Raw genomic sequence first — 23975 nt, 5'->3', positions numbered from 1 at the left:
TCAGCACTTCACCGCAATAACCAAGGCCTGTCAACATCGCTATGCGCGTCGGAAGAGTGACGTGTCGTCATGACGCTATGGAGCGGACGGCCGCGCATTGACGTGGCGGCCCAAACGACCCAGATTGAGGCGGTGAACTTCGCTGCCTGTTCTCGGGTTATGGGGCGCCGTTCGATGCCTGCGGCCTACCTGACCATACCGACTGACCGCTTCCGGAGGCTGTCATGGACACCAGTTCGCCGATCCGTCTGAGCACACTTGCCCATGGGGGCGGGTGCGGTTGCAAGCTTGCTCCCTCGGTGCTGCAAGAATTGCTCGCGGACCAGCCGGCTGTGCTGCCGTTCAAGCAACTGCTCGTCGGCACGGAGACCGGCGATGACGCCGCGGTATGGCAGCTCGACGATGATAACTGTGTAATCGCCACGACGGATTTCTTCATGCCGATGGTGGACGATCCGTTCGATTTTGGCCGGATTGCCGCCACCAATGCCATTTCCGATATCTATGCCATGGGTGGAACGCCGATCATGGCGCTGGCGATCCTCGGCATGCCCGTGGACAAGGTCCCCGCCGACATGATCCGCGCCATTCTCAAAGGCGGTGCGAGCATTTGCGCTGAGGCCGGCATTCCGGTGGCCGGTGGCCACTCCATCGACGCTCCGGAACCAATCTATGGCCTTGCGGTGATCGGCACCTGCAAGCCTGCGAATTTGCGAAAAAATAGCGGTGCCAGGCCGGGCGATGCGCTCATCTTGACAAAGCCTTTGGGTGTCGGCGTCTACTCCGCTGCCTTCAAGAAACAGAAGCTCGGCTCCGAGGCTTACAGCGAGTTGATGGGTTCGGTGACCTTGTTGAACCGGATCGGGGCGGAGTTGGGCAAGGACCCGGCAGTTCACGCCATCACCGATGTCACCGGCTTCGGCATCCTTGGTCATGGCCTGGAAATGGCGCGCGGCTCGGGTGTCGGCATGACGCTGCGCTATGCCGCTCTTCCATTCCTCCGGGAGGCGGAGGCCCTCGCCGAACAGGGGTTCGTCACCGGTGCGTCCAATCGCAATTGGGCAAGCTATGGCGCCGAGGTCGATTTGCCGACCGATCTTCCGCCGTGGAAGCGGCAGTTGCTGACCGATCCACAGACGTCGGGCGGACTGCTGGTTGCCTGTGATCATCGCCGTGTGGACGGATTGCAGCGAACCATACAGACAGCAGGATATGGGCGCGCGGCGATTATTGGAACGGTTGATCCGGCAGGCGGCGGACTGACCGTCCTCGCCTAGTGAGATACGGTGCCGTCTCTCGAGAGCCTCGGTCATTGCGTATCTCCTGCCCCGGACGGGCGACGCAAAAGCTCTGCGTGCCTTTCAACCGGTGACCTCACCAGCTAAGCTCCTCGCACGATGCAGAAAAACGCGCGGCAGGACTTGAACGAAATGAACGCGCGTGCAAATGCTGGTCACGTGTGCAATTTTCTGCGATGAGTACGCCCCGTGGGACTTTCAAAATATGCAGATGATCTCGACAGTCGTGCCGCGCTCTGTCGCGAGGTCATTCGATCAGCCGGCGAGTTGGTGTTGCAAGGGTTCCGTGGCGAGACGACGCGGGCCTTTTCGATGAAGGGACCGCAGGATTTCCTGACGCTCTCGGACGCCGCCTCGGAGTCCCACATTCGCGAGAAGCTTGCAGAACATTTTCCCGGCGACAGTTTCTTCGGCGAAGAAAGTGGGGGCGCCATCAGCGAGCGCGTCTGGGTCGTGGATCCGATTGACGGCACCGCAAATTTCGCCCGTGGTATCCCGCACTTCTGCATTTCGATCGCTTATGTCGAAGGCGGCCGGACCGAGATCGGCGCGATCTACAATCCTGCGCTGGACGAGCTCTACTTCGCCCGGAGAGGTCAGGGCGCGACGCTCAACGGCGCGCCGATACGCGTCGCGCAAACGGATCGCTTTGATGCCGCGTCGCTTGAAATGGGGTGGTCCACGCGCGTTCCGAATGCAGTGTATCTCGGCGTCGTCGAAGCGCTGCTGGGCATGGGCGCCAACGTGCGGCGTGCCGGATCCGGTGCTCTCGCGCTCGCCTATGTCGCAGACGGCCGGTCCGACGGTTACATCGAACTTCACATGAACTCCTGGGACTGCCTGGCTGGTTTTTTGCTGGTCAGCGAGGCCGGCGGACTGGTCTGCCCGTTTCTGGAAATCGGCAGCCTGCAGGATGGGGGTCCGGTTCTTGCGGTGGCGCCGGGCGTGGCGGCTGGCGCGAGCCAAGCATCCAAGATACCGCTTGCCGGGTTCACACACAGCCTGGACAGGCAGAAAGCGCCGGCTTGATTTTGGCGGATCGTCGGGATGGGGGCCTGAGCTCGGACGGTCCGGAAGTAGATTTAAACCGCTCGGATATGACACAACGCGGTTCGGAAATTGGTGCGGCGTTGGCCGCGAGAAGGAGACGAAATGGATGCGCCGGTCTACGCCCGCCCAGCAATCAGCCTGATCGCCGAGGGGCTCGGGCCGCATCGAGCCACACTCTATATCGGCGGCAGCGACGGGGCGCGTGATCTTGGGTTGTTGCGCCGCCATGGCATCACCACCGTCGTCAACTGCGCCGTCAATCTCGACATCAACTTTGTCCGCTCGCCATCATCAGCAACCGATGGCGACCTGTGCGCTGACGGTTTTGCCGACATCCGCTATTACAAGCTGGGCATGATCGATGGCGAGGGTAGCCCGGACACGATGATGCTTGGTGCCTACTACATCCTGGACGGAGCGCTCCGCCAGTCGATGCCGAAGCGGGCCACCTATCCTTTCCAAGACGGCGGCAATGTGCTCGTCAATTGCCGGGGCGGCCGAAGCCGCTCCGTCTCGCTGGTGGCGCTGTTCCTGCACAAGCAGCAGCCGCACCTCTATCCGACGCTTGACGACGCGCTCGCTGTCATTCGAGAGCGCCGTGAACTGCGCCCGGACGAATGGTTCGAGACGCCCAAGCCGATGCTCTACGAAGCGGCAAGGCGAGCTTCGGACTGGATCGACCTGGTCGAGGGACGCAGGCAGGGAACCCTCTGATGACGCGCACGCTGCCGGCGGTCGCGGTCATTGCCGACGCCCATTTCCATGACCTTGATGCGGATTTCGGCTTTCCGGGGATCACGGTGGATGGCCGAAGGCTGACGATGCGCAGCTGGGCGGACACTCGCGAGTCCACGCGTGTCTTCAATGAAAGCGCGGATGCGCTTATGGCGGCGCTGGATAATGTGCGCCGCCGGGGCATCCGCCATGTGGTGCTGCTCGGTGACTACACAGACGATGGCCAGCGCGCCACGACCGAGACTTTGACGGGCATACTCCGGCACCATGCCGACGAATTCGGCATGGCCTTCTACGCGCTGCCAGGCAACCACGATATCTTCGGGCCGCGCGGCCGCCACCACACCAAGCAGTTTCTCGCCGAAGGCGGCGAGGGCGTCCTGGTGACGAGCGATCCCCGCAAGGCGGGTCCCGGCACCGTTGTCAGCGAGCGCATGTATTGTGAAGGCTATCCGGTCGGGCTCGATCCGATGGCAGACTTCGGATATTTCCGTCGGCCGGAGTATCTCCACTGGGAAACGCCGTTCGGGGCCTCCGATGCGGTCGAAGACCGCCAATACGAGGTCGCCTCGCCGGATGGCCGGAACCGCTACCGGCTGATGGATGCCTCCTACCTGGTCGAGCCGGAGCCGGGTCTCTGGTTGCTGATGATCGATGCCAACGTGTTCGAGCCGCGCGATGGCGAGTATGTACGGGCCGAGGAGGCTGCCTTCATCGACAGCACCGCGGGCGGCTGGAACGCCATGCTGCGATGCAAGCCCTTCATCCTCACCTGGATTGCCGATATCAGCAGGCGTGCCCGCAAACTCGCCAAAACACTGCTCGCCTTTTCGCACTACCCGGCGCTCGATCCGTTCGATGGCACAACCGGTGCTGAGCGGGTGCTTTTCGGCGAAACGAACGTTGCCAAACGTACGCCGAAGGCAGAGGTGGAAGAGGCGCTTGTCGCAGTCGGACTGTCCCTTCATTTCAGCGGGCATCTCCATGTGGAGGGTGTGACGCGCCGGGGCAGGGACAGTCGTCCTCTGACCAATGTTGCTGTTCCATCGCTGGTCGCCTTTCCGCCGGCGTTCAAAATCGTGCATCCCGCCCATGACCAAATCGGGGTCGAAACGGTCGAGTTGTCCGACCTGCCGGTCAACGTTGCCCTCTCTGAAGGCTATGGTCTGGAGACTGCGGCTCTGCGTGCGAAGCCGGATCCCGCGTTCCGGGCTGCTGACTATGGCGCCTTCCTGCGCTGGCACACACTGGCGCTGGTTCAGCACCGCTATTTCCCCAAGGAATGGCCGGTTGCGATCGCCGAGCAGGTGTCCGATCTGACGGTCGGAGAGATGTGTATCCTCCTGTCCGGCGAGCAGGGGGTTGTCACAACATTGCAGGTGCTTGCGCAGGCTGCCCCGGTTGACATCGAGGAGCTTCGCGGGTTTCCGCTGCTCCAGCTGATTGCCGACTGGTACTGCCTGAGGCAGGGCGGTTCACTGTCCTTGCCCCACATTGGAGAGCGCCGACTTGGGCTTTACCGGTTCCTTGCAAGGGAGTTCGGGCGGAAGCCAAGTGCCGCGCAGGCCGACTCGCTCCAGGGCTTTCTCGCCATTTTCCTCGAAGCGCTCGGGTTGTTCCTTGATCGCGCGGAAAGGGGTGCTGCGCAACTGACGGTCATGTCGAACCTGGTACGGGAAGACGCAGTGGCGTGAATTCGCCCGCCCGCCGGTCAGCGCACAGTTTTCCGTTCCACCAGGGCGACCGGCACCACCTGCAACCTGGTCTCAGGCTCATCGCTCTCGAGGGCAGAAAGTACCTTATCGGCCAGCGCGTCGAAGGACTGGGCAATGGTCGTCAGCTCGTAGCCCTTCCAGCCGGCTTGCGGAATGTCGTCGAAGCCGATGATGGAAATGTCCTGCGGCACGCGGCGGCCCATTTCGAGGCGGGCAGCGTCGAGAAAACCGAGCGCCAGAAGGTCGGTGACACAGAAGGCGCCGTCGATTGCCTTGTCAGCCAGAAGTTCGCGTCCCGCCCGAAGGCCGCTATCATAACTCGTCGGGCCACCACACCACGGAACCACTTCGATCCTTTCCGCCTGCATTTTCTGCGTGAATGCAGTTGCCCGGCGGACCTGGGCCGGTGTCTGGCTGCCGCTCATGACGACAGCGACCTTGCGGCATTTCGCTTCGATCAGCCGCATGGCAGCCAGATCGGCCCCGTGTGAATCGTCACTGAGCACCATGTTCATGTCGGTGCGATCCAGTCGCTGGTGCATGAGGACGAGGCGAACTCCGTTGGCGATGCACTCGTCCACGATTGATGCCGGCGGCTCGCCGGAAAGCACAACGATTGCTTGGGCTCGGAACTCGAAGAGTAGCTCGATCAGCGGCGCGATGTCCTGACGTGCGTCCGCAGCATTCAGCAGGAGGCACTGCAGCCCCCGGCGCAGCAGTCCGATGCTCAACAGGTCGAGCTGCTTGGAGATGAAGGGTGAACTGAGATTGGCGCCGACAACGCCGATCAAGTTGGAGCGGTCGCTGTTCAGCCCCTGCGCCAGACGATTGACCCGGTAACCAAGTTCGCGCGCGGCCTTCAAGACCTTTCGTCTCACGACTTTCGATACGCTGCCGCCGGGGGTGAAGGTGCGCGAGACAGCTGAACGCGAAACGCCCGCGCGCTTTGCAACTTCCTCGGCCGTTACAAATCCCCTTGCCATCGATCCTCCTGAGGAATCAGCTTGCCACTATCACTGGCCATAAACCGCGCTGATTTCCAATGAAATTTGCGGGCAGCAAAATGGTCGGCTGCTGATAACGCTGCGACTGCCGCTTGATCCTGTCCATTGAGTCGCAACCTGCAGGCACACTTGCAGCATCCACATCCACACTGCCACGAGGGTCATTCCATTTTGCCCTGGCATGCGTTGGCGTCGCGATCAAAAAATGCACGCGAAACCGTTACAAAAAATGCAGGAAAAACAATAACATCTTGTTGTGATCGCGTGTGCATTTTATTGTTGACAAATTCCCATTCTGAATCGATCATATGTTCCATCGGCAAGGAGGAAATGGAATTTTTATTCCAATTTATCGAGCATACGGTGCGACTGTTCCTCGGAAGGTGGGGCGAGACTGATGCGCCGCGACGGCGCCGGGCAGCAAATCGCGGGGAGATCCGATGATGGCGCCCGTTGCTCTGCAAGAAGGCGACCAGCGCGAGCTCGACCGCGGTCAGGCAGAGGCGGCCTCGAAGGAGGCTGTATCGCACTGCCCCCGTAAAGGCGGGAGGTCGCACATGAAAGTGGCCATGGGGAGGTATGATGGCTCTTCTAAGTGAATCGGCGAAGGCTATGGCGGTTGCGGCGAAAGCAGCCGCGACGCCATCGGCCTGGCAGGTCTGGCGCTACCGGCTCAAGGTGGCCATGCGCGAGCCGACGACCCTCATTGGGGTGTTCACGGCGCTCCTCTTCACCTACCTGATCGTTGTGCCGATCATCTCGATCGTGCTCGATGCCGTTCGCGTGCAATTCGGGCACGAGCGGCGCCTGAACAAGGACGTCGGCGAACTGACGCTCTACTATCTCGACCGGGCGTTCTTTTCGCCGGTGTCGGCGGACCTGTTCTGGCAGCCGCTTTTCAATACGCTAACTGTTGCCTTCGGCGCCATCTTGCTGTCGCTGCTGATCGGAACGGTGCTTGCCTGGCTCATCAGCCGGACGGACATGTTCGGACGCCGGTGGTTCGCCACCGCCCTGATCGTCCCGTACATGCTGCCCGCCTGGACCTTTGCGCTTGCCTGGACCACGCTTTTCAAGAACCGAACGGTCGGCGGCCAGCCGGGCTGGTTCGAGGCGATGGGGCTGACGCCGCCGGATTGGGTCGCCTACGGCCGCTTCCCGATCACGATTATACTCGCCTTGCATTACACGCCTTTCGTGATCTTGCTGTTCGGCTCGGCGCTACGCCGATTCGACTCGCAGCTTGAGGACTCCGCCCGTATTCTCGGCGCGAAGCGCTATCAGGTCGCGCTGCAGATCATCATGCCGCTAATGCGTCCGGCGCTGCTATCGTCGATGGTCTTGATCTTCGCGAAGTGTCTCGGCGAATTCGGCGTGCCCTATGTGCTCGGCCTGCCGGTCAAGTTCGAGGTGCTTTCAACCTCGCTCTTTCGCAGCATCGCGTCGCGACAGACGGGCGTCGCAGGCGTTGTCGCAGCCTCGATCATGCTGATTGGCATCGTCACACTGATGATCGACGCCAGGCTGGTGCGTGAGGCCCGGCGCTTCGTCACCATCGGCTCGAAGGGCTCGATGAACAGGCAGAGCCGGCTTGGCAGCATGCGCCTTCTTGCGACTGGCTTCGCCGCGACGATCTTCGTGCTGAGCGTCGGCCTGCCATTGCTCACCCTGTTCCTGTCGACGATCATGAAGATGCCGGCGCAGTTCACGCTCGACAACTTCACCCTCGACTACTGGATCGGCACCGACCTCAACACGGTTGCGCTGCAGACCGGCATCCTTCTCAGCCCCGATCTGTGGGCGGCGGCGAAGAACACGCTGATGATCGTCGGGCTGGCGTCACTGACCTCGGGCATCTTCGGGCTGCTGGTCGGTTATGTCGTGATCCGCACGCCGGTCCGTGCGCTGTCGGTCTACCTGCGCCAGGTGACGTTCCTGCCCTATCTGGTCCCGGGGATCGCCTTCGCCGCCGCCTATCTGTCGCTGTTCGCGGTTCCCCGTGGTCCGATGCCGGCGCTCTACGGCACCGTCACCATCCTCGTACTCGCGCTGATCGCCGACCAGATGCCCTATGCCTCGCGCGCCGGCATCTCCGCCATGACACAGCTCGGCAAGGATCCGGAGGAAGCCGCGCAGATCGCCGGCGCCGGCTGGTTCCGCCGCATGATCTCGATCGTCATCCCGATCCAAAAGGGATCGCTCGTGACCGGCGTGCTGCTGCCGTTCATCTCGGGGATCAAGGGGCTCAGCCTCTTCGTCATCCTCGCAGTACCGAGCACAGACGTACTGACGACCTATTCGCTGCGGCTCGTCGACTACCACTACACCCAGGCGGCGAACGCCGTCGTGCTGATCATCGCCGCAATCGCCTACCTCGGCACCCTGCTGGCCCAGAAGCTGACCCGGACAAATCTTGCAGAAGGACTTGGAAGCTGATGCCCACGATCAACCTGCGCGGCGCGCAGAAGAACTATGGCGTGAATTCCGCCAACGCTGTTTCCGACCTCGACCTCGAGATCCGCGACGGGGAATTCATGTGCCTTCTGGGGCCATCCGGCTGCGGCAAGACCACGACATTGCGCATGATCGCCGGCCTGGAGAACCTGTCGGGCGGCGAGATCCGCATCGGCGAACGGGTGGTGGACTCCATCATGGACGGTGTCTTCGTGCCGCCGGAAAAGCGGGAGATGGGGCTGGTGTTTCAGAGCTACGCGCTCTGGCCCCACCTGACGATTGAGAGGAACACCGACTTCGGCCTCCGCTTACGCAAGCTGCCGAAGGCGGAGCGTGAGGCGCGCGTCGAGCGTGTCATGCAGGCACTCGACATCGCGAAATATCGCGATCGCTACCCCTCGCAACTTTCGGGCGGGCAGCAGCAGCGAGTGGCGTTGGCCCGCATGCTGGCCGTCAATCCGGGCGTGCTTCTGCTCGATGAGCCGCTCTCCAACCTCGACGCGCGGCTGCGTCTCGAAATGCGGGCGGAACTGAAGCGGCTGCACAAGGAGTTCAAGACGACCATCGTCTTCGTCACCCACGACCAGTGGGAGGCGATGACGCTTGCGACCACCATCGCCGTCATGAACGAGGGCACACTGCAGCAGATGGGGACACCCAACGACATCTACGACCATCCCGCCAACCGTTTCGTCGCCGAGTTCGTCGGTAGCCCGCCGATCAATATTATGACCTTCGGCAAGCCGGGAACCTCCGACGTGGCGGACAAGGCCGAGGCCTATCTGGCGGCACGGTTTCCACAACTGCGCGGCATTGGCTCTGTCGGCATCCGGCCCGAGGCGATCGGCTACACAACGAAGCTGGAAGACGTGCCGCAGGGTAGCTTTTTCGGCGAGATGAAAGTGACGGGTGTGCTGCCGACCGGCGGCAGTTGGATTCTCGAATTGAGGAGCGAGAACCACACGCTGTTTTTGACGACGCATGCATTGCCGCGCGTCGACAACTGCGCCCGCGTCTTCTTCTTCGCGCCGCCGGAGGCCCTGCACGTCTTCGATCCCGCAGGCCAGCGGATCGATCACGCAGATACCCTGCTGCGGAGCCCCACCTACAACTGAACGCGTACCAAATAGAAGCAACTTACTGAGGGAGGAACAGTATGAAGCGGAATATATCAAAGAGCAGGGCATACCTGCTTTGCGCAACGGCGTTGCTGGCAGCGCTGGCCGGCCAGGCAAGGGCGGAGGAGCCTTTCGACCTGAACGGCCTGATCGAGGCGGCACGCAAGGAAAAACCGATCACCGTCTATGACAGCACCGGCAAGATCGTCGACATGGCGAAGAACTTTGCCGCGAAATACGGCCTCACTGCCGAGGGCTCCAAGGTCAAGGCCACCGCCCAGCTGGAAATGATCATTCGCGAGGCGCGTGCCAACAACGTTCAGGGCGACGTCTCGATCATTAGCGATGCGCCCGCCGCCATGGCCCAGCTCATCCCGCAGGGTTTTGCCGAAAGCTGGCTGCCGCCGGATCTCGCCGAAAACATTCCGGCGGAATACCAGGACCCGCTGACGGTCGTCACCAGCGCCAACGTCTGGGCCTACAACACGGAACTTTTCGACAAGTGCCCAGTCTCGAATATCTGGGAACTGACCGAGCCCAAGTGGAAGGGCAAGGTCGCCATGCAGGATCCGCTCGGCAAGCCGTCCTACGTCGACTGGTTCAACCAGATGGCAAAGCACGGCGACGACAAGGTTGCAGCCGCCTACAAGGAGCACTTCGGTAAAGACCTGCAGACCGAGGAAGCCAGCGCCACCGCAGCCTGGGTGAAAGCGCTCGCTGCCAACGCGCCGCTTCTGACCGACGCGGATGCGGCCGCTGCCGACGCCGTTGGCGCACCCGGCCAGTCCGAGCCGTTCATGGGGCTGATGGCCTCGGCCAAGTTCCGCGATAACGCCGAGAAGGGCATGAAGCTCGGCCTGTGCAAGGACCTGAAGCCCTGGCTCGGCTGGCTCTATCCTGGCGTCGGCCTCATCACCAAGGGCACCGACAGCCCCAATGCCGCGCGCCTGTTCATCCACTACGTCATGACCGCCGAGGGCATTGCCCCGCAGACGGAAGACGGAAAGATGTCGACCAACAAGGAGGTCGGCCTGCCGGCGGACGAGCCCTCGGGCATCGGGTCGGCGCTCGACCAGGTCATGCCCTACCAGATGTCGACCAGCCTGGACGACTGGGATGCTCGCGAGACCTGGCAGGACTTCTGGCGCGTGAACTACCAGAAGTGATGCGAGGCCGGGAGAATTGCGACATGCAAGGACTTGAATAGAAAATCAACTGCAGCCGCGGGATCTCCGCGGCTGCAGCATGCAGCGTCTTCGGATCACTCGCGTCGGCGAGGCAGGTGAAGCAGAGGATACGTTCAGGACGCCTTGATCGAAGCTGCGAAGTACGTGCCACAGATCACGGATCGGCAGGCGCGAGCCTGCCGACACCATTTCCATGGGAGGGAGCGATGAAAGGGCAGATCAGGAGTGCGCATATGCTGGCAATGATAGCGGCCACCATGATGGCCGGTTCATTCGCCGGGCAAGCCAATGCACAGGACCCAACCGACCTTGACGCGTTGATCGCGGCTGCGAAACAGGAAAAGCCGATCAACATCTATGACAGCACCGGCAAGATCGTCGAGATGGCGGAAAACTTCAGCGCCAAGTACGGCCTGAAGGCGACGGGTGTGAAGGTGTCGGCGAACAGCCAGCTCGAGATGATCATCCGGGAGGGGCAATCGAACAACGTGCAGGGCGACGTCGCGCTGATCACGGATGCCCCAGCGGCCCTTGCGCAGTTGCTGCCGGAAGGGTTCGTCGAGAACTACCTGCCGGCCGATATGACGGCCAAGATCCCGGCGCAGTTCCGGAACCCGCTGGCGATCTCGACCAATGCCAATGTCTGGGCCTACAACACCGAGGCCTACGATAAGTGCCCGGTTTCCAACATCTGGGAGCTGACCGAGCCGAAATGGAAGGGCAAGGTTGCAATCGTCGATCCGCTGACGAAGGGAACCTATACCGACTGGTTCAACCAGATGGAGGCGCATGGCGACGACAAGGTGGCCGCGGCCTACAAGGCCCAGTTCGGCAAGGATCTGCAGACGGAAGAGAAAAGCGCGTCAGCAGCGTGGATCAAGGCGCTGGCCCAGAACGCGCCGCTTGCCACCGATGGCGACGACCCGGTTGCCGAAGCGGTCGGGGCGCCCGGCCAAAAGGAGCCCTTCTTCGGCCTTTTGAGTTCAGCCAAGTTTCGTGACAACGAAGCGAAGGGCTACAAACTCGGGATCTGCAAGGATCTCGATCCCTGGGTTGGCTGGACCTACATCAAGCTCGGGCTGATCGCGTCGAAGACGCAGAGCCCGAACACAGCGAAGCTGTTCATCCATTATGTCCTGACCGAGGAAGGCATCGCGCCGCAGATGAAGGATGGCAAGCTGCCGACCAGCACAGACATCAAGATGCCCGAGGACGAACCTTCGGGCCTGATGGCGTTGGCGGACAAGCTTTTTGGCTACGACTCCTCCACTGGGCTCAGCGATTTCGATCGCCGCGAGGAATGGCAGGATTTCTGGCGTGTGAACTACAGCAAATGAGCAATGCCGGCGCGGCCTGAACGGTCGCGCCGGACACTTCTGTCCCCAAACTGAAATGGATGCGAAATGCCAAGCTCCCTGTCCGCCGTACCCCAGCCCCCCCCGGAAAGTGGACTGGCGCGATCAAGGCGCCTTGCGGAGATCGCCAAGGGTGCGGCAGTGGCGGTTCGGGGCGCCTTGCTCGATGCATTTCGCTCGGAAATGAGCGTCGACTACAAGGTTGACCTGCACGACGTCGTAACCGTCCATGACAAGCGCGCCGAAGCGACCATTCGTGCCTACATTCTTGAGCAGGAACCGAACTCGGCGATCATGGGCGAGGAAGGTGGTCAGGTCGGCGACGGCGATATCCAATGGTACGTCGATCCGATCGACGGGACGGCAAACTTCGCCCGCGGCCTTGCCTTCTGGTGCGTTTCCGTCGCTGCCGTCGAGGGCAGGACGGTTCTCGCCGGTGTGGTCTATGATCCTGTTGCCGACATGATGTTCTCAGCCGATCTCGAAGGCGCCTTTCTCAACGGCAGGCCGCTCGTCTCGCGATCGGTCCCCGAGGAGACGCGGGCGACGCTGATCACCGGCTATCCGGTTGCCCGTGACTTCCGCCTCGACGGTCGCGACGCGGCCCTCGGGAACTTTGCGGCGTTGACGGAGACGTTTTCAACCCTTCGCCGGCCCGGCAGCGCGGCGCTCAGCATCGCCCACGTCGCGGCAGGCTGGGCGGACGCGGCCGCCGGTTTTGGCGTCAACGCCTGGGACGTGGCCGCCGCAACGTTGATCCTCAAGAACGCCGGCGGACGCTACGAGCCGCTGACCCTCGGCAAGGTTGGCGATGAGGCGCCGGATTTCATGTGTCCTGGGTACATTGCCACGGGCAAGGGGGCCAACTATCCGACACTGGAACGTGTCGCGCGCTTGATCTCCAATTCGCGCATCGCAAGTCGCGCCCCGGCCGCATCAAAGGAAACGGCATCAGTCATCGATGATGGTTGACGCGTGCACGCGCGTTGGGACCTATGACATTACGGGTGCCGGCCCCGCAGCTCGACGCCGCAAAGCGACGGAAAATTCCGCCCCCCGGCAGGGGCGACCGGTGAGGTAAGATCATGCAGCAATCGGAACGCGAACTCGGAACGGCGTCTGGCGACCTGCCCAGGTTGAGCCTGATTTACGAGAAGCATCCGCTATATGGGGTCGATCTCTTCATTGCCGGCAAGGAAGGCGCGAGCGATCTCGATTTGCTGCGGCGGCACGGCATCACGACGGTCGTCAATTGCGCCGTCAATCTCGATTTCAACTATGTCCTGCAGCCGCAGGTCGTGTCCGATCATGAAGGCAGCGTCTATGGGCCGGGAGAGATCCGGTACTACAAGGTCGGGCTTATCGACGGAGCCGGCAATCCGGATACGCAAATGGTGGCGGCGCACTACATCCTGCGGGCCGCGCTGGAGCAGGTGCTGCCGGACAAGCCCTCCTACCCACGACGCGAGCGCGGAAGCGTGCTCATAAACTGCCGTGGCGGCCGGTCACGCTCGGTCGTTGTCGTGGCGTTGTTCCTTCACCTGACGCTGCCCCGGGAGTTCCCTTCGCTCGAGGCGGCTATCAGCTTCGTCCGGGACCGGCGTCGCATTCCGGCGGGCGAGTGGTACAAAGCCCCGAAGCCAGTCCTGGTCGAAGCGGCAAAGCGCGCGGCAGAATGGTCTCGCGTCATAGACCGTACCGACAATCCCTAAAGCACTGACGTTCCAGCCTAAATTGTCCGAATTTGCGGGATAGGCGATGGCCGACCTCCCTGGATCCGGGCGTGCCCTCTGTGCAGCAGTTTGACAAAGACTCCTGATGTGTTATGACTGACGAAATTCAAAATTCGTCAGTCATTATTCGGAACTCATCATGGCCGACCTTTCTGCTCAGGCTGCCGAAGCGGCCCGTCTTGAAAATGTCCAGCGGATCCTTGATGCGGCGGAACGCCTCTTCAGGCACTACGGCTACACAAAGACCAACGTGGCCGACATCGCGCGCGACCTTCAGATGTCGCCCGCCAACATCTACCGCTTCTTCTCGTCCAAGTCCGAAATCCACCAGGCACTCGCCCGCCGCATGCTTCAGGCGCAGTACGAAGTGCTGGCCGGCAACGCCGCGCGTCCGCTGTCTGCCTCTGATCGCCTGCGCGACCATCTGCTGCTGCAGAACCGGATGACGGTGGAAACCATGATGGACGAGGAAAAGGTGCACGAGATGGTGCTGGTCGCCATGGACCAGCAGTGGTCGGTCATCCAGGAGCACCTGGTGGATCTGCGGAAGCTTGTGCAGGGTCTGATCGAGCAGGGTATCGCGGCTGGGGAATTCCGTGAGCAAAACCCGGTCGTGGCCGCAGAGTGCTTCATAAATTGCGGAGCGGCTTTGTGCCACCCTCAAATCGTTTCCAAGAGAATCTCGCAGGACGAGGTGGCGGAGCCGCTGGACGTCGCCGAGTTTGTTCTTCGTGCCCTCAGGTAACAGGTTGGGTGGACCGTGCGGTCGCGCCCTTGTATTCGGTAGGAGCCTAAAATGGCCTTCACCCAGAAGATCTCACTCACGACTATCACAATGGTCCTGACCATGTCGGCGACGCTGGCCGGCTGCGCGGAAGAGAAGGTCGCCGGCGAAACGCCGATACGGCCGGTCAAGGTCGTGGAGGTCACGACTCCCGACCAGGGTCGCATCATGCAGTACTCCGGCGCGATTCGGTCGAAGACGGAGATCGCCATGGGTTTCCGGGTGGACGGAAAGATCGTCGAGCGATTCGTCGATATCGGTCAAAGCGTCAAGCCGGGTGAAGTGCTCGCCCGTCTCGATTCGGTCGACTACGAACTGTCCGTCCGCCAGGCGGAAGCCGAGTTGGCGTCTGCCGAGAAGCAGGTCGAGATCGCGCAACGCGCGCTGCGTCGCGCCGAGTTCCTGCAGGGAAAGAGTGCGACGTCGCAATCCGCCCTTGAACAGAGCCAGCTTGCCTTTGAACAGGCGGTTTCCCTCCGTGCTGCGGCGGCCTCCGTGCTCGAGCAGACGCGCAACAAGGTTGCCTATTCCTCCCTCAAGTCGGAAGTCGACGGCATCGTTACCGCCGTCAGCGCCGAGGCGGGGCAGGTGGTTGCCGCGGGAACGCCGGTGGTGTCGGTCGCGGCCGCCGGTTCGATGGAGGTCGAGATTGCCGTACCCGAAGTTGACATTGCCGTGTTCAAGCCGGGCAAGGCCGTCAAGGCCCACCTCTGGGCGAACAGCGATCTCAAGCTGGACGGAAAGGTACGCGAAGTGGCTGGCAGCGCGGATAGCCGCTCCCGCACCTTTGCCGTTCGCGTCAGCCTGCCGGACGACCCGCGCCTGCTGCTTGGCATGACGGCCACCGTGACGGCCAAGGGGGACGATGCAGTCCCGGCCTATGTGCTCCCGCTGTCGGCGCTGTCGAAGCAGGACGGCAAGCCGGCTGTCTGGCTGGTGGACCCGCAGACGGAAACGGTTCGTCTCCGTCCGGTGGTGGTCGCTGGCTTCTCCGATGACGGTGTCCGCGTGACGGAGGGTGTCGCCGCCGGCGATCTCGTGGTCGCCGCCGGCACGCAGTTCATGCAGCCGGATATGAAGGTTCACCTTTTCGAGGGCGACATGCAGAGAGCGGGCGAGGTCGTTGAAGCAGCTCCGCCGGCAGCATCCTAAACGTCTGACGCAAGGAGGAAAATCGGACATGAGCGCCTCCCGCCAGTTTCCCTCGGGCAAGCAGCACTTCAACCTCTCGCGCTGGGCGATCGCCCACCCCAGCATCGGACGTTTCCTCTTCGGCCTCATCATCATCATTGGCGGGCTCGGCATCTTCAACATGGGGCAGAAGGAGGACCCGGACTTCACCTTCCGCGTCATGGTGATCCAGGCTGTCTGGCCCGGCGCCTCGATCGAGGAGATGCAGGACCAGGTCGTCAACAAGATCGAGCGCAAGCTGCAGGAAACGCCGCATCTGGACTGGGTGAAATCCTACACTCGTGCAGGGAGTTCGATCACCACCCTCCAGATCAAGGGCGATACCAACGCCGAAGAAGTCGCCGACGCCTTCTATCAGGTGCGCAAGAAGATTGCCGACATCGAACAGGAGCTGCCAGACGGGCTGTTCGGCCCGTATTTCAATGATGAGTTTGGCGATACCTACATCACACTGCACGCCATTACCGGCGACGGCTACGGCTATCCGGAGCTGAAGGATTTCGCAATCCAGGCACGCGACATGCTTCTCGCCACGCCTGGCGTCGAAAAAGTTTCGATCCTCGGTGACCAGCCGGAGAAAATCTACATCGATATCTCTTCAAAGGTGCTTGCCGAGCGCGGGCTCACTCTGAGCGACATCCAGGCCGCTCTGGCCGGACAGAACAATATCGATCCAGCAGGAAGCGTCGAGACCGCCACGCGGTCCGTCCGCATCTCGGTCGAGGGCGGGGTGCGGACACCGGAGGACATTCGCGAGCTGCGGATCAGAAGCGGTGGCCAGGTCTTCCGCCTCGGCGATATCGCTATGGTCACGAAAGGGCTGGTTGAGCCTTACGAGCGGAAGTTCCGCTTCAACGGCAAGGATGCCGTTGAAGTCGGTGTCGTGATGCAGAACGGCTTCAAGGTCACCGATGTCGGCAAATGGGTTCAGGAAACCTACGACCGGCTCGAAGCCTCCCTGCCGGTCGGAGTGGCCGTCGAACAGATCTCAAACCAGCCCGAGGTTGTCGAGGAGGCAGTTGGCGAGTTCGCCAAGGCGCTCCTTGAGGCGCTCGTCATCGTGCTCGTCGTCTCGCTGCTGTCGATCGGCTGGCGCTCAGGCATCGTCATCGCCATTTCCATCCCCCTCGTCCTCGCTGCTACGCTGGCGTTGATGTACGAGCTCGGTATCGAGTTGCAGCGCATCTCGCTTGGTGCGCTCATCATCGCGCTTGGCCTGCTCGTGGACGATGCCATGATCGTGGTCGAAATGATGGAGCGCAAGCTGGAGGAGGGGCTGGAAAAGCTTGACGCTGCCACCTTCGCCTACAGTTCCACCGCCTTTCCCATGCTGACCGGTACGTTGATCACGACAGCGGGCTTCATTCCGGTTGGATTCGCCGACTCGACGGCTGGTGAATATGTCCGATCGCTGTTCTACGTGGTCGGCCTGGCGCTCGTGACGTCGTGGTTCGTCGCGGTCTATTTCACGCCCTGGCTCGGCTACATGATCCTGAAGCAGCGTCCGCATGTAGGTTCGCATCACGATGTCTACGACACGCGCTTCTATCGCAGCCTTCGCGCCACCGTTTCCTGGGCCGTCCAGCACCGGTTGGCCGTGTTGACGCTCACAGCGATGGTCTTCGTCGGCAGCCTCTACGCCTTCAAATTCATTCCGCAGAGCTTCTTCCCGCAGTCGTCGCGCCCGGAGATTCTCGTCGATATGTGGCTGCCGGAAGGCACCGCGATCGGGGAGGTCGAGCGGCAGGCAAAGGCACTGGAATCCAGGATCATGGACGACCCGGACAAGAAGTTCGTCGCCACCTTCATTGGTGAGGGTGCCCCACGCTTCTTCCTTCCGCTGGACCAGCAGTTGCGCAATCCGAACTTCGCCCAACTGCTGGTGATGTCGAACGGTCTGGAGGAGCGGGAACGGCTGATCATCAAACTGCGCAAGATCCTGGCGGACGATTTTCCGCAGGTTCGCGGCAAGGTCGATCGCCTCTTCCTTGGCCCACCCGTCGGCTGGGCCGTGCAGATGCGCGTCGTCGGTCCCGATCGAGAAAAGGTTCGCCAGATCGCCAATCAGGTGAAGGTTCGGTTCAGCGACAACCCGTTGCTCGACACCGTGCATGACGACTGGCTTGAGCCGGTGACGACAATGAAACTCGTCATCGACCAGGACCGCGCCCGTGCGCTTGGCGTCTCCTCTCAGCGCGTACGCCAGATGCTTTATGCCAGCATGTCCGGCGTCGAACTCGACCAGTTCCGGGATGGCGAGGAGACGGTTTCGATCGTCGCCCGCGAGCCGGAGGGGAGCCGCAATCTGCTGACCGCGGTGGAGTCGGTCTATATCCCCACCGATAACGGGACCTTCGTGCCCGTGTCGCAGATCGCTCGCGTCGAGCCGATGCAGGAAAACGGCATTGAATGGCGCCGCAATCGCCAACCGGCCATTTCCATCAAGGCCACCGTGCCGGATGGGGTAGAACCGAACGACGTCGCGATGAAGCTCTATCAGGGCATGGAGGATTTGCGCAGCGCGCTGCCGCCCGGCTACAAGATCGAGATCCAGGGGGGCGCGGAGGATGCCGCCGAAAGCCAGGCCTCGATTGCTGCCAAGGCCCCGATCATGCTCTTCGTCATCGTGGCGCTGCTGATGATCCAGCTGCAGCACTTCGGCAAGGCAATGCTTGTGCTGGCGACCGGCCCGCTCGGCATCATCGGTGCGGCCATGGCGTTGCTTTTCACCGGTGCACCTTTTGGCTTCGTAGCCATTCTCGGCGTCATTGCCCTGCTAGGTATCATCATCCGCAACTCGATCATCCTTGTCGACCAGATCGATCAGGACATCGCCTCGGGAATGGAGCGACGCGAAGCAATCGTGGGTGCGGCGGTCCGCCGCTTCCGCCCAATCATGCTGACTGCGCTCGTCGCCGTCCTCGCCCTGATCCCGATCTCACGCGGGCTGTTTTGGGGGCCTCTCGCCTATGCGATGATGGGCGGAATCCTCGTGGCAACGGTCCTTACAATACTGGTGCTGCCGGCCGGCTATGCCCTGTTCTTCGGTCGTGAGCCGAAGAAAACGCCGGCTTCGGGCGCCGACGTTGAGCAGCAGGACCAGAAGCCACGCGCTCTGCCCGTCGCGGCGGAATGAGTGACACGTGCGGAGGGGGAGCGCGACCCCCCTCGCAACCATCTATATGCCAAAGACGACACCGCCTGCCGTCAATCCCGCTCCAGCTGCCGTGAGCAGCAGCTTTTCGCCCGACGCAAGCGGCCTTGTGCGATGTGCGATCGATAGCGAAAGGGCAATCGTTGCGGCTGACGAGTTTCCATAGCTTTCGATCGTGCGAACGGTCTTTTGCGGGTCAATTCCGAGTTTGCCGGCAACGGCGTCGAAAATGCGGGCGTTTGCCTGGTGCGGGACGAAGCGATCGATCCGGGCCGCATCCAGACCGGCATCGGCAAGTGCGCGAGCACCGCAGCCGGCCATCATCTCTACGGCCTGCGTAAACATCTCGCGGCCGTCTCGCATGGTCATCAGAAACTCCTCTGCCGCCATGCCGGGAGCGAAGGGCTTGTTGCTGCCGCCGGCCGGAATGGAGATCAGATCGTAGCGGCTGCCATCAGAGGCAAGGTCCACGCCGAGAATGCCTTTCTCCGCGTCGTCCGACGGTGCAAGAACAACCGCGCCCGCGGCATCGGCGAAGAGAACCGCGCTTGCCCGTTCCGCCGGATTGATCCGCCGGCTGAGGATATTGGCTGCCACGATCAGGACCGGCTTTCCCTGGGAACGCACGAAGCCGTCGGCGAGCGTCAATGCGTATAGAAAGCCAGAACAGGCGCCGGCAAGATCGATCGCGCCGCTGTTTGCCAGCCCAAGACGATGAGCCAGAAGCGGCGCCGAAGGCGGCAGAAGATGATCGGGGGTCGAAGTGGCAAGTAGGGTCAAGGCGATGTCGCCTCTGGCAATGCCGGTATCGTTGAACGCGGCCTCTCCAGCCCCTGCCGCAAGCCCGCTCAGGGTGTCGGTGTCCTCGACCCAGTGCCGCGTTCGTATCCCTGTCCGCCGTTCGATCCAGCCCGGTTCCAGGCCAAGTCCTATTTCGATCTCGGCATTTTCGACGCGGCGGGATGGAACGGCATGGCCCAGTCCCGCCAGGAATGAAGACCGTGCGCCGCTCATAGTTGCCCGTTTTCGAGGAGGCGCGCCGCTTCGGCGATCGCCTCATAGGCCCGGTCGAGTTCGGCCCCTGTGATGCAATAGGGGGGCATCAGGTAGATGACATTGCCGAGCGGACGGATCAGCAGGTTTTGTGCACGGAAGAAGGCGCGCAAGCGCGGTCCGACCTCCGACAGGTAGCCGCCGCTCGGTGCCACGAGGTCGAGAGCGGCGATCGTTCCGGTCTGGCGAACATTGGCGAAGCGCGCGTCGGCATCGAAATGGGCCAGCCGCTTACGCTGAAGCTCCGCGAGTGTCGCAATCCGTTCGCCGACAGGCTCGCTCCGCCAGACATTCAGGTTGGCGACGGCGGCCGCACAAGCGATCGGGTTGGCCGTGTAGGAACTGGAGTGGAAGAAGGTCTTGCGCCGGTCTGTGGACAGATGCGCCTGAAAAATCTCGGCGGCGCAAAGGGTCGCCGCCAGCGGAAGCGCTCCACCCGTCAAGCCCTTGGAGGTGCAAAGGATATCTGGCGTGATTTGCGCCTGTTCGCAGGCGAAGAGTGTTCCGGTCCGGCCCCAGCCGGTCATCACCTCGTCGGCGATCATCAGCGTGCCGTATCGCTCGGCGATGCGTTTGAGTTCTCTCAGCAGCGTCGCCCCGTACATCTTCATGCCGCCGGCGCCGAGGACCAGCGGTTCGATGAGGAGTGCCGCCACCTGGCCCGATTTGCAGGCAGCCTCGAAGGCATCGAGCGTGACCTGTTCATCGCCCACCTCGGGAAAGGGCAGTCTGTCGACCTCGAACAGCAGCGGTTCATAGGCCGCATTGAACACGCCGCGCTCGCCGGTCGACATGGTGCCGATCGTATCGCCGTGGTAGCCGTTCTCCATCACCGCGATACGGCTGCGGGGCCTGCCGGTATTGTGGAAAAAGCCGAGTGCCATCTTCAATGCGACCTCGACCGCGGTCGATCCGCTGTCGGAATAAAAGACATGGCTCAGGCCCGCGGGCGCGACGTCGATCAGGCCGCGGGCTAGTTCTTCCGCCGGTTCATGCGAATACTCGGCGAAAATGATCTGGTCGTAGGTTTCACACGCTCTTTGGATCGCATCCATGATATCCGGATGGCGGTGACCGTGGGTTATCACCCACCAGGAGGAGATCGCGTCGAGAATGGCGGTGCCATCCTCGTCGACGAGATAGGCCCCATCCGTCCTTGCGATCCGCTTCATCGGCGGTTCCAGCGCATGCTGGGTGAAGGGGTGCCATACGGGCGAGCGCGTCATGCCGGCTCCTTCCGGAAAAGGTCGATGTCGAAATTTTCCCGGAAGCGCTGCCGCAGCATGTCCGGGGTCACGGAGGTCAGTTTTGGCAGGCGGCCGAGTGATCGAACGCCCCCGAGTTCAGAAATGATGGCTTGCGTGTCCTCATGTGGCTCGCCGATGAAGGCGACGCCGAAGACCGGTATGGAGCGCGTCCGCAGCGCTTCCAGCGACAGCAGCGTGTGATTGATCGTTCCAAGTCCCGTGCGGGCGCAGAGGATGACCGGTATCTGCCAGCGGGCAAAGACGTCGGCAAAGACAACCCGCTCGGTGAGGGGAACCAGCAACCCGCCGGCCCCCTCGATGACCAATGGCGCGCCTATCTGCGGTGGGGTGAGCGCTTCGGCCTCGATCTGCACGTTGTCGACTCTGGCCGCAAGATGCGGCGAGGCCGGTGTCCGCAGGCGGTAGGCTTCGGGCAGGATACGTTCGGCAGGAATTTCGCCGAGCCGCTGGACGGTTTCGCTATCCATTTCCTCCTCAAGCCCGGACTGTACTGGTTTCCAGTAGTGCGCGCCGAGCGCATCGGTCAGGGCGGCGGAGAAGACTGTCTTGCCAATGCCGGTATCGGTGCCGGTGATCACGAAGCGCGGGCTCATGGCATCTCCTCCGCCATGATCGCCGCAAGCTCGGCAAACATGCGCGAGATCATCGGCTTGTCGACGTTGAGGGTGATCGCGATCCTTAAGCGTGCTGTCCCTTCCGGAACAGTTGGCGGTCGGATGGCGCGGATATCGAAACCCTTTTCGCGCATGCGTGCTGCGATCTTAACCGACAGGGCGTTGTCGCCGATCCGGACTGGCAAAATCTGCGATCCGCTGCCTTCCATGCCGAGCACCCGGGCGAGCTCGACGTTGGCGAAGCGCTGCAGTGCCTCCAGGGCTTCCCGCCGCTCCGGCTCATCCGCGAGCACCTTTAGTGCCTCGCGCACACCTGCCGCCATCAGTGGCGACGGTGCTGTCGAATAGATGAAGCCGCGCGCGCGGTTGACCAGATAGTCACAGAGCGTCGCGCTGGCGCCCACCAGCGCGCCCGAAAGCCCGAGCGCCTTGCCGCAGGTGTGAAGCACGATGATGTTTTCCCGCCGGTCCAGCGAGGCGGCAAAGCCGCGTCCGCCGGGTCCGAAAACACCGGTCGCATGGGCCTCGTCAATCACGAGGATACCGTCATTTTGCTCGGCAATTTCCGCAAGCTCAGCCAGCGGGGCACGGTCGCCATCCATAGAGTAGAGGCTCTCGCCGGCAATCCAGGGATGGCCGGTGCCGCCAGCCTTCCGCCAGTTTCGGATGGCCTCGGCACAGGCGTCGACATCGTTGTGCGGCACGCTGACCGATGGCGCCTTGCTCGCTGAAATACCCTCATGCACGCTCGCATGGATGAGCGCGTCGTGGACGATGAGATCGTCGCGTTGTGGCAGGGTGGAGAAAAGCGCGGTATTGGCGGCATAGCCGCTGCCGAAATAGAGGCAGCGCTCCGACCCGAAATAGGCGGCGGCTTCGGCTTCCAGCGCTTCATGTTCCGGATGATTGCCGCGCAAGAGCCGCGAGCCGCCGGCGCCTGGCGGCACGCCCCGTTCGATGGCCGAGGTAATGGCAGCTTTGAGGCGCGGCGCCTCGGCAAGGGCGAGGTAGTCGTTTGAGGTGAAGTCGACGCCGCCCTGTGGCAGCAGCCCACGGCGCCTTCCCTTGCGCTCCAGCCCGGCCAATGTCCGCTCGTAGCGGGCCAGACCGTCGCGGATCATGCGTGTGGCTCCAACTCCATCGGCTTCAGGCCGAGGCGACGGAAGAGGGTGGTATCATGATCCTCTCCCGGGTTTTCCGCTGTCAGTAGCGTTTCGCCGACGAAAATCGAATTGGCGCCGGCAAAGAAACAGAGCGCCTGCATCTCGTCGCTCATCTCCGTTCGCCCGGCCGACAGGCGAACATGGGATCGCGGCATCAGGATCCGGGCAAGCGCAATCGTGCGAACGAAATCTACAGGATCGACCGGAGCTGCGTCGGCCAATTTCGACCCGGGGATCGGAATGAGCATGTTGATGGGCACGCTTTCGGGAGGGTAAGGCAGATTGGCGAGGGTCACCAGCATCGAGATACGGTCATCGGCCGTTTCTCCCATGCCGAGGATGCCGCCGGCGCAGACCTTGATTCCCGCGTCGCGCACGTTCGAGAGCGTCTCCAGCCGGTCGGCAAAGGTCCGGGTCGTGATGATCTCGCTGTAGAAGCGCTCCGAGGTATCGATGTTGTGGTTGTAGTAGTCGAGGCCGGCATCGGCGAGTGCGGCGCTCTGCGCCGGCGACAGCATACCGAGCGTCATGCAGGTCTCCATGCCGAGCGCCTTTACGCCGCGAACCATGGCAATAATTGTCTCCATGTCGCGGTCCTTCGGGCTGCGCCAGGCCGCGCCCATGCAGTAGCGCGTCGCGCCGCCATCCTTGGCCTTCTGCGCCTCGGAAACGACCCTGTCGACCTCCATCAGCTTCGAAGCCTTCAGCCCGGTCGGGTAGTGCGCCGACTGGCTGCAATAGCCGCAGTCCTCTGCACAGCCACCGGTCTTGATCGAAAGCAGCCGGCTCATCTGCACGGCATTGGGATCAAAATGCGCCCGGTGGGCGCTGTGCGCACGAAACAGCAGATCATTGAACGGCAAATTATAGATAATTTTTGCCGCTGAAAAACTGCAGGGTTCCACAGTTCCCATCGACGTCTGGTTGCTTTCAACGGTTCCATCAGGCTGTTTCGGCATGCCTCTCCCTTTCTGCGTGGAGTTGATATCGATAAAAACTCACTTTATCTATAATTTCTTGCCGCGTGGGAGCGCGCAAGCGCCCATCTCGCGAACGGCTCTCACAATTCAACTATCGGAGGAGTTGGCAGGACTTGACG

At 62.2% G+C, this 23975-nt stretch carries 19 protein-coding genes; 13 read left to right on the top strand and 6 right to left on the bottom strand.

Features of this window, described 5'->3' with window-relative positions; all coding sequences use genetic code 11:
• The first annotated feature begins 224 nt into the window (after positions 1-224).
• The 4 genes from selD to IB238_RS20705 all read left to right on the top strand — a co-directional run bounded on the left by selD (position 225) and on the right by IB238_RS20705 (position 4777).
• Positions 225-1277, top strand: a complete 1053-nt coding sequence (gene selD, locus IB238_RS20720) for a selenide, water dikinase SelD (RefSeq protein ID WP_192251576.1) — start codon at positions 225-227, stop codon at positions 1275-1277.
• A 210-nt stretch (positions 1278-1487) separates the two neighbouring features.
• Positions 1488-2327, top strand: a complete 840-nt coding sequence (locus IB238_RS20715) for an inositol monophosphatase (RefSeq protein WP_192251574.1) — start codon at positions 1488-1490, stop codon at positions 2325-2327.
• 123 nt (positions 2328-2450) lie between these two features.
• Entirely contained in the window at positions 2451-3062 is a 612-nt protein-coding gene (locus tag IB238_RS20710) for a dual specificity protein phosphatase (protein WP_192251571.1), read from the top strand.
• Positions 3059-4777 (top strand): metallophosphoesterase, encoded by a 1719-nt coding sequence (locus tag IB238_RS20705; RefSeq protein WP_192252433.1) that lies wholly within the window; start codon positions 3059-3061, stop codon positions 4775-4777. The genes IB238_RS20710 and IB238_RS20705 overlap by 4 nt, the downstream gene beginning before the upstream one ends.
• Positions 4778-4794: 17 nt before the next feature.
• Here the strand turns inward: IB238_RS20705 and IB238_RS20700 are convergent, their stop codons facing one another.
• A complete protein-coding gene (locus IB238_RS20700; protein WP_192251568.1) occupies positions 4795-5781 on the bottom strand; it encodes a LacI family DNA-binding transcriptional regulator in 987 nt (328 codons plus the stop codon).
• A gap of 603 nt (positions 5782-6384) precedes the next feature.
• Between IB238_RS20700 and IB238_RS20695 the strand changes: the two genes are divergently transcribed.
• The 9 genes from IB238_RS20695 to IB238_RS20655 all read left to right on the top strand — a co-directional run bounded on the left by IB238_RS20695 (position 6385) and on the right by IB238_RS20655 (position 18760).
• Positions 6385-8238, top strand: a complete 1854-nt coding sequence (locus tag IB238_RS20695) for an iron ABC transporter permease (protein ID WP_192251565.1) — start codon at positions 6385-6387, stop codon at positions 8236-8238.
• On the top strand, positions 8238-9371 hold the full coding sequence (locus IB238_RS20690) for an ABC transporter ATP-binding protein (RefSeq protein WP_192251562.1): 1134 nt from the start codon (positions 8238-8240) through the stop codon (positions 9369-9371). The genes IB238_RS20695 and IB238_RS20690 overlap by 1 nt, the downstream gene beginning before the upstream one ends.
• Positions 9372-9412: 41 nt before the next feature.
• Entirely contained in the window at positions 9413-10540 is a 1128-nt protein-coding gene (locus IB238_RS20685) for an ABC transporter substrate-binding protein (RefSeq protein ID WP_192251559.1), read from the top strand.
• A 278-nt stretch (positions 10541-10818) separates the two neighbouring features.
• On the top strand, positions 10819-11898 hold the full coding sequence (locus IB238_RS20680; protein WP_246723771.1) for an ABC transporter substrate-binding protein: 1080 nt from the start codon (positions 10819-10821) through the stop codon (positions 11896-11898).
• A 66-nt stretch (positions 11899-11964) separates the two neighbouring features.
• Complete coding sequence (locus tag IB238_RS20675; protein ID WP_192251553.1) at positions 11965-12888, top strand: inositol monophosphatase family protein; 924 nt, start codon at positions 11965-11967, stop codon at positions 12886-12888.
• Positions 12889-13001: 113 nt separating this feature from the next.
• The gene (locus IB238_RS20670) at positions 13002-13628 is read left to right on the top strand and encodes a dual specificity protein phosphatase (RefSeq protein WP_192251550.1); all 627 of its coding nucleotides are present in this window, start codon (positions 13002-13004) and stop codon (positions 13626-13628) included.
• Positions 13629-13788: 160 nt separating this feature from the next.
• Positions 13789-14394, top strand: a complete 606-nt coding sequence (locus IB238_RS20665) for a TetR/AcrR family transcriptional regulator (protein ID WP_192251547.1) — start codon at positions 13789-13791, stop codon at positions 14392-14394.
• Positions 14395-14445: 51 nt separating this feature from the next.
• Positions 14446-15585: an efflux RND transporter periplasmic adaptor subunit gene (locus tag IB238_RS20660; RefSeq protein WP_192251544.1), complete on the top strand. Its 1140-nt coding sequence runs from the start codon at positions 14446-14448 to the stop codon at positions 15583-15585.
• A gap of 28 nt (positions 15586-15613) precedes the next feature.
• Positions 15614-18760: an efflux RND transporter permease subunit gene (locus IB238_RS20655; RefSeq protein ID WP_192251542.1), complete on the top strand. Its 3147-nt coding sequence runs from the start codon at positions 15614-15616 to the stop codon at positions 18758-18760.
• A gap of 42 nt (positions 18761-18802) precedes the next feature.
• Here the strand turns inward: IB238_RS20655 and IB238_RS20650 are convergent, their stop codons facing one another.
• The 5 genes from IB238_RS20650 to bioB are packed head-to-tail and all read right to left on the bottom strand — an operon-like array spanning position 18803 to position 23790.
• The gene (locus tag IB238_RS20650) at positions 18803-19792 is read right to left on the bottom strand and encodes a beta-ketoacyl-ACP synthase III (protein ID WP_192251538.1); all 990 of its coding nucleotides are present in this window, start codon (positions 19790-19792) and stop codon (positions 18803-18805) included.
• Positions 19789-21057 carry an adenosylmethionine--8-amino-7-oxononanoate transaminase gene (locus tag IB238_RS20645; protein ID WP_192251535.1) on the bottom strand — a complete coding sequence of 423 codons (1269 nt, stop codon included), beginning with the start codon at positions 21055-21057 and terminating at the stop codon, positions 19789-19791. Before IB238_RS20645 ends, IB238_RS20650 begins: the two co-directional genes overlap by 4 nt.
• On the bottom strand, positions 21054-21692 hold the full coding sequence (bioD, locus tag IB238_RS20640) for a dethiobiotin synthase (protein ID WP_192251532.1): 639 nt from the start codon (positions 21690-21692) through the stop codon (positions 21054-21056). The genes IB238_RS20645 and bioD overlap by 4 nt, the downstream gene beginning before the upstream one ends.
• On the bottom strand, positions 21689-22834 hold the full coding sequence (locus IB238_RS20635) for an 8-amino-7-oxononanoate synthase (RefSeq protein ID WP_192251528.1): 1146 nt from the start codon (positions 22832-22834) through the stop codon (positions 21689-21691). Before IB238_RS20635 ends, bioD begins: the two co-directional genes overlap by 4 nt.
• Positions 22831-23790, bottom strand: a complete 960-nt coding sequence (gene bioB / locus IB238_RS20630) for a biotin synthase BioB (protein ID WP_246723770.1) — start codon at positions 23788-23790, stop codon at positions 22831-22833. Before bioB ends, IB238_RS20635 begins: the two co-directional genes overlap by 4 nt.
• Positions 23791-23975: the final 185 nt, after the last annotated feature.

The organism is Rhizobium sp. ARZ01, assembly GCF_014851675.1.
In the GTDB taxonomy this organism is placed as follows: domain Bacteria; phylum Pseudomonadota; class Alphaproteobacteria; order Rhizobiales; family Rhizobiaceae; genus Mycoplana.
The sequence above is the reverse complement of the archived record's forward strand: the minus strand, read 5'-3'. Positions and strand labels throughout refer to the sequence as shown.

Coding starts and splice junctions, on each gene's coding strand:
- selD (WP_192251576.1), top strand. CDS start 225: ATGGACACCAGTTCGCCGATCCGTCTGAGCACACTTGCCCATGGGGGC.
- IB238_RS20710 (WP_192251571.1), top strand. CDS start 2,451: ATGGATGCGCCGGTCTACGCCCGCCCAGCAATCAGCCTGATCGCCGAG.
- IB238_RS20700 (WP_192251568.1), bottom strand. CDS start 5,781: ATGGCAAGGGGATTTGTAACGGCCGAGGAAGTTGCAAAGCGCGCGGGC.
- IB238_RS20695 (WP_192251565.1), top strand. CDS start 6,385: ATGGCTCTTCTAAGTGAATCGGCGAAGGCTATGGCGGTTGCGGCGAAA.
- IB238_RS20690 (WP_192251562.1), top strand. CDS start 8,238: ATGCCCACGATCAACCTGCGCGGCGCGCAGAAGAACTATGGCGTGAAT.
- IB238_RS20685 (WP_192251559.1), top strand. CDS start 9,413: ATGAAGCGGAATATATCAAAGAGCAGGGCATACCTGCTTTGCGCAACG.
- IB238_RS20680 (WP_246723771.1), top strand. CDS start 10,819: ATGATGGCCGGTTCATTCGCCGGGCAAGCCAATGCACAGGACCCAACC.
- IB238_RS20675 (WP_192251553.1), top strand. CDS start 11,965: ATGCCAAGCTCCCTGTCCGCCGTACCCCAGCCCCCCCCGGAAAGTGGA.
- IB238_RS20670 (WP_192251550.1), top strand. CDS start 13,002: ATGCAGCAATCGGAACGCGAACTCGGAACGGCGTCTGGCGACCTGCCC.
- IB238_RS20665 (WP_192251547.1), top strand. CDS start 13,789: ATGGCCGACCTTTCTGCTCAGGCTGCCGAAGCGGCCCGTCTTGAAAAT.
- IB238_RS20660 (WP_192251544.1), top strand. CDS start 14,446: ATGGCCTTCACCCAGAAGATCTCACTCACGACTATCACAATGGTCCTG.
- IB238_RS20655 (WP_192251542.1), top strand. CDS start 15,614: ATGAGCGCCTCCCGCCAGTTTCCCTCGGGCAAGCAGCACTTCAACCTC.
- IB238_RS20650 (WP_192251538.1), bottom strand. CDS start 19,792: ATGAGCGGCGCACGGTCTTCATTCCTGGCGGGACTGGGCCATGCCGTT.
- IB238_RS20645 (WP_192251535.1), bottom strand. CDS start 21,057: ATGACGCGCTCGCCCGTATGGCACCCCTTCACCCAGCATGCGCTGGAA.
- bioD (WP_192251532.1), bottom strand. CDS start 21,692: ATGAGCCCGCGCTTCGTGATCACCGGCACCGATACCGGCATTGGCAAG.
- IB238_RS20635 (WP_192251528.1), bottom strand. CDS start 22,834: ATGATCCGCGACGGTCTGGCCCGCTACGAGCGGACATTGGCCGGGCTG.
- bioB (WP_246723770.1), bottom strand. CDS start 23,790: ATGGGAACTGTGGAACCCTGCAGTTTTTCAGCGGCAAAAATTATCTAT.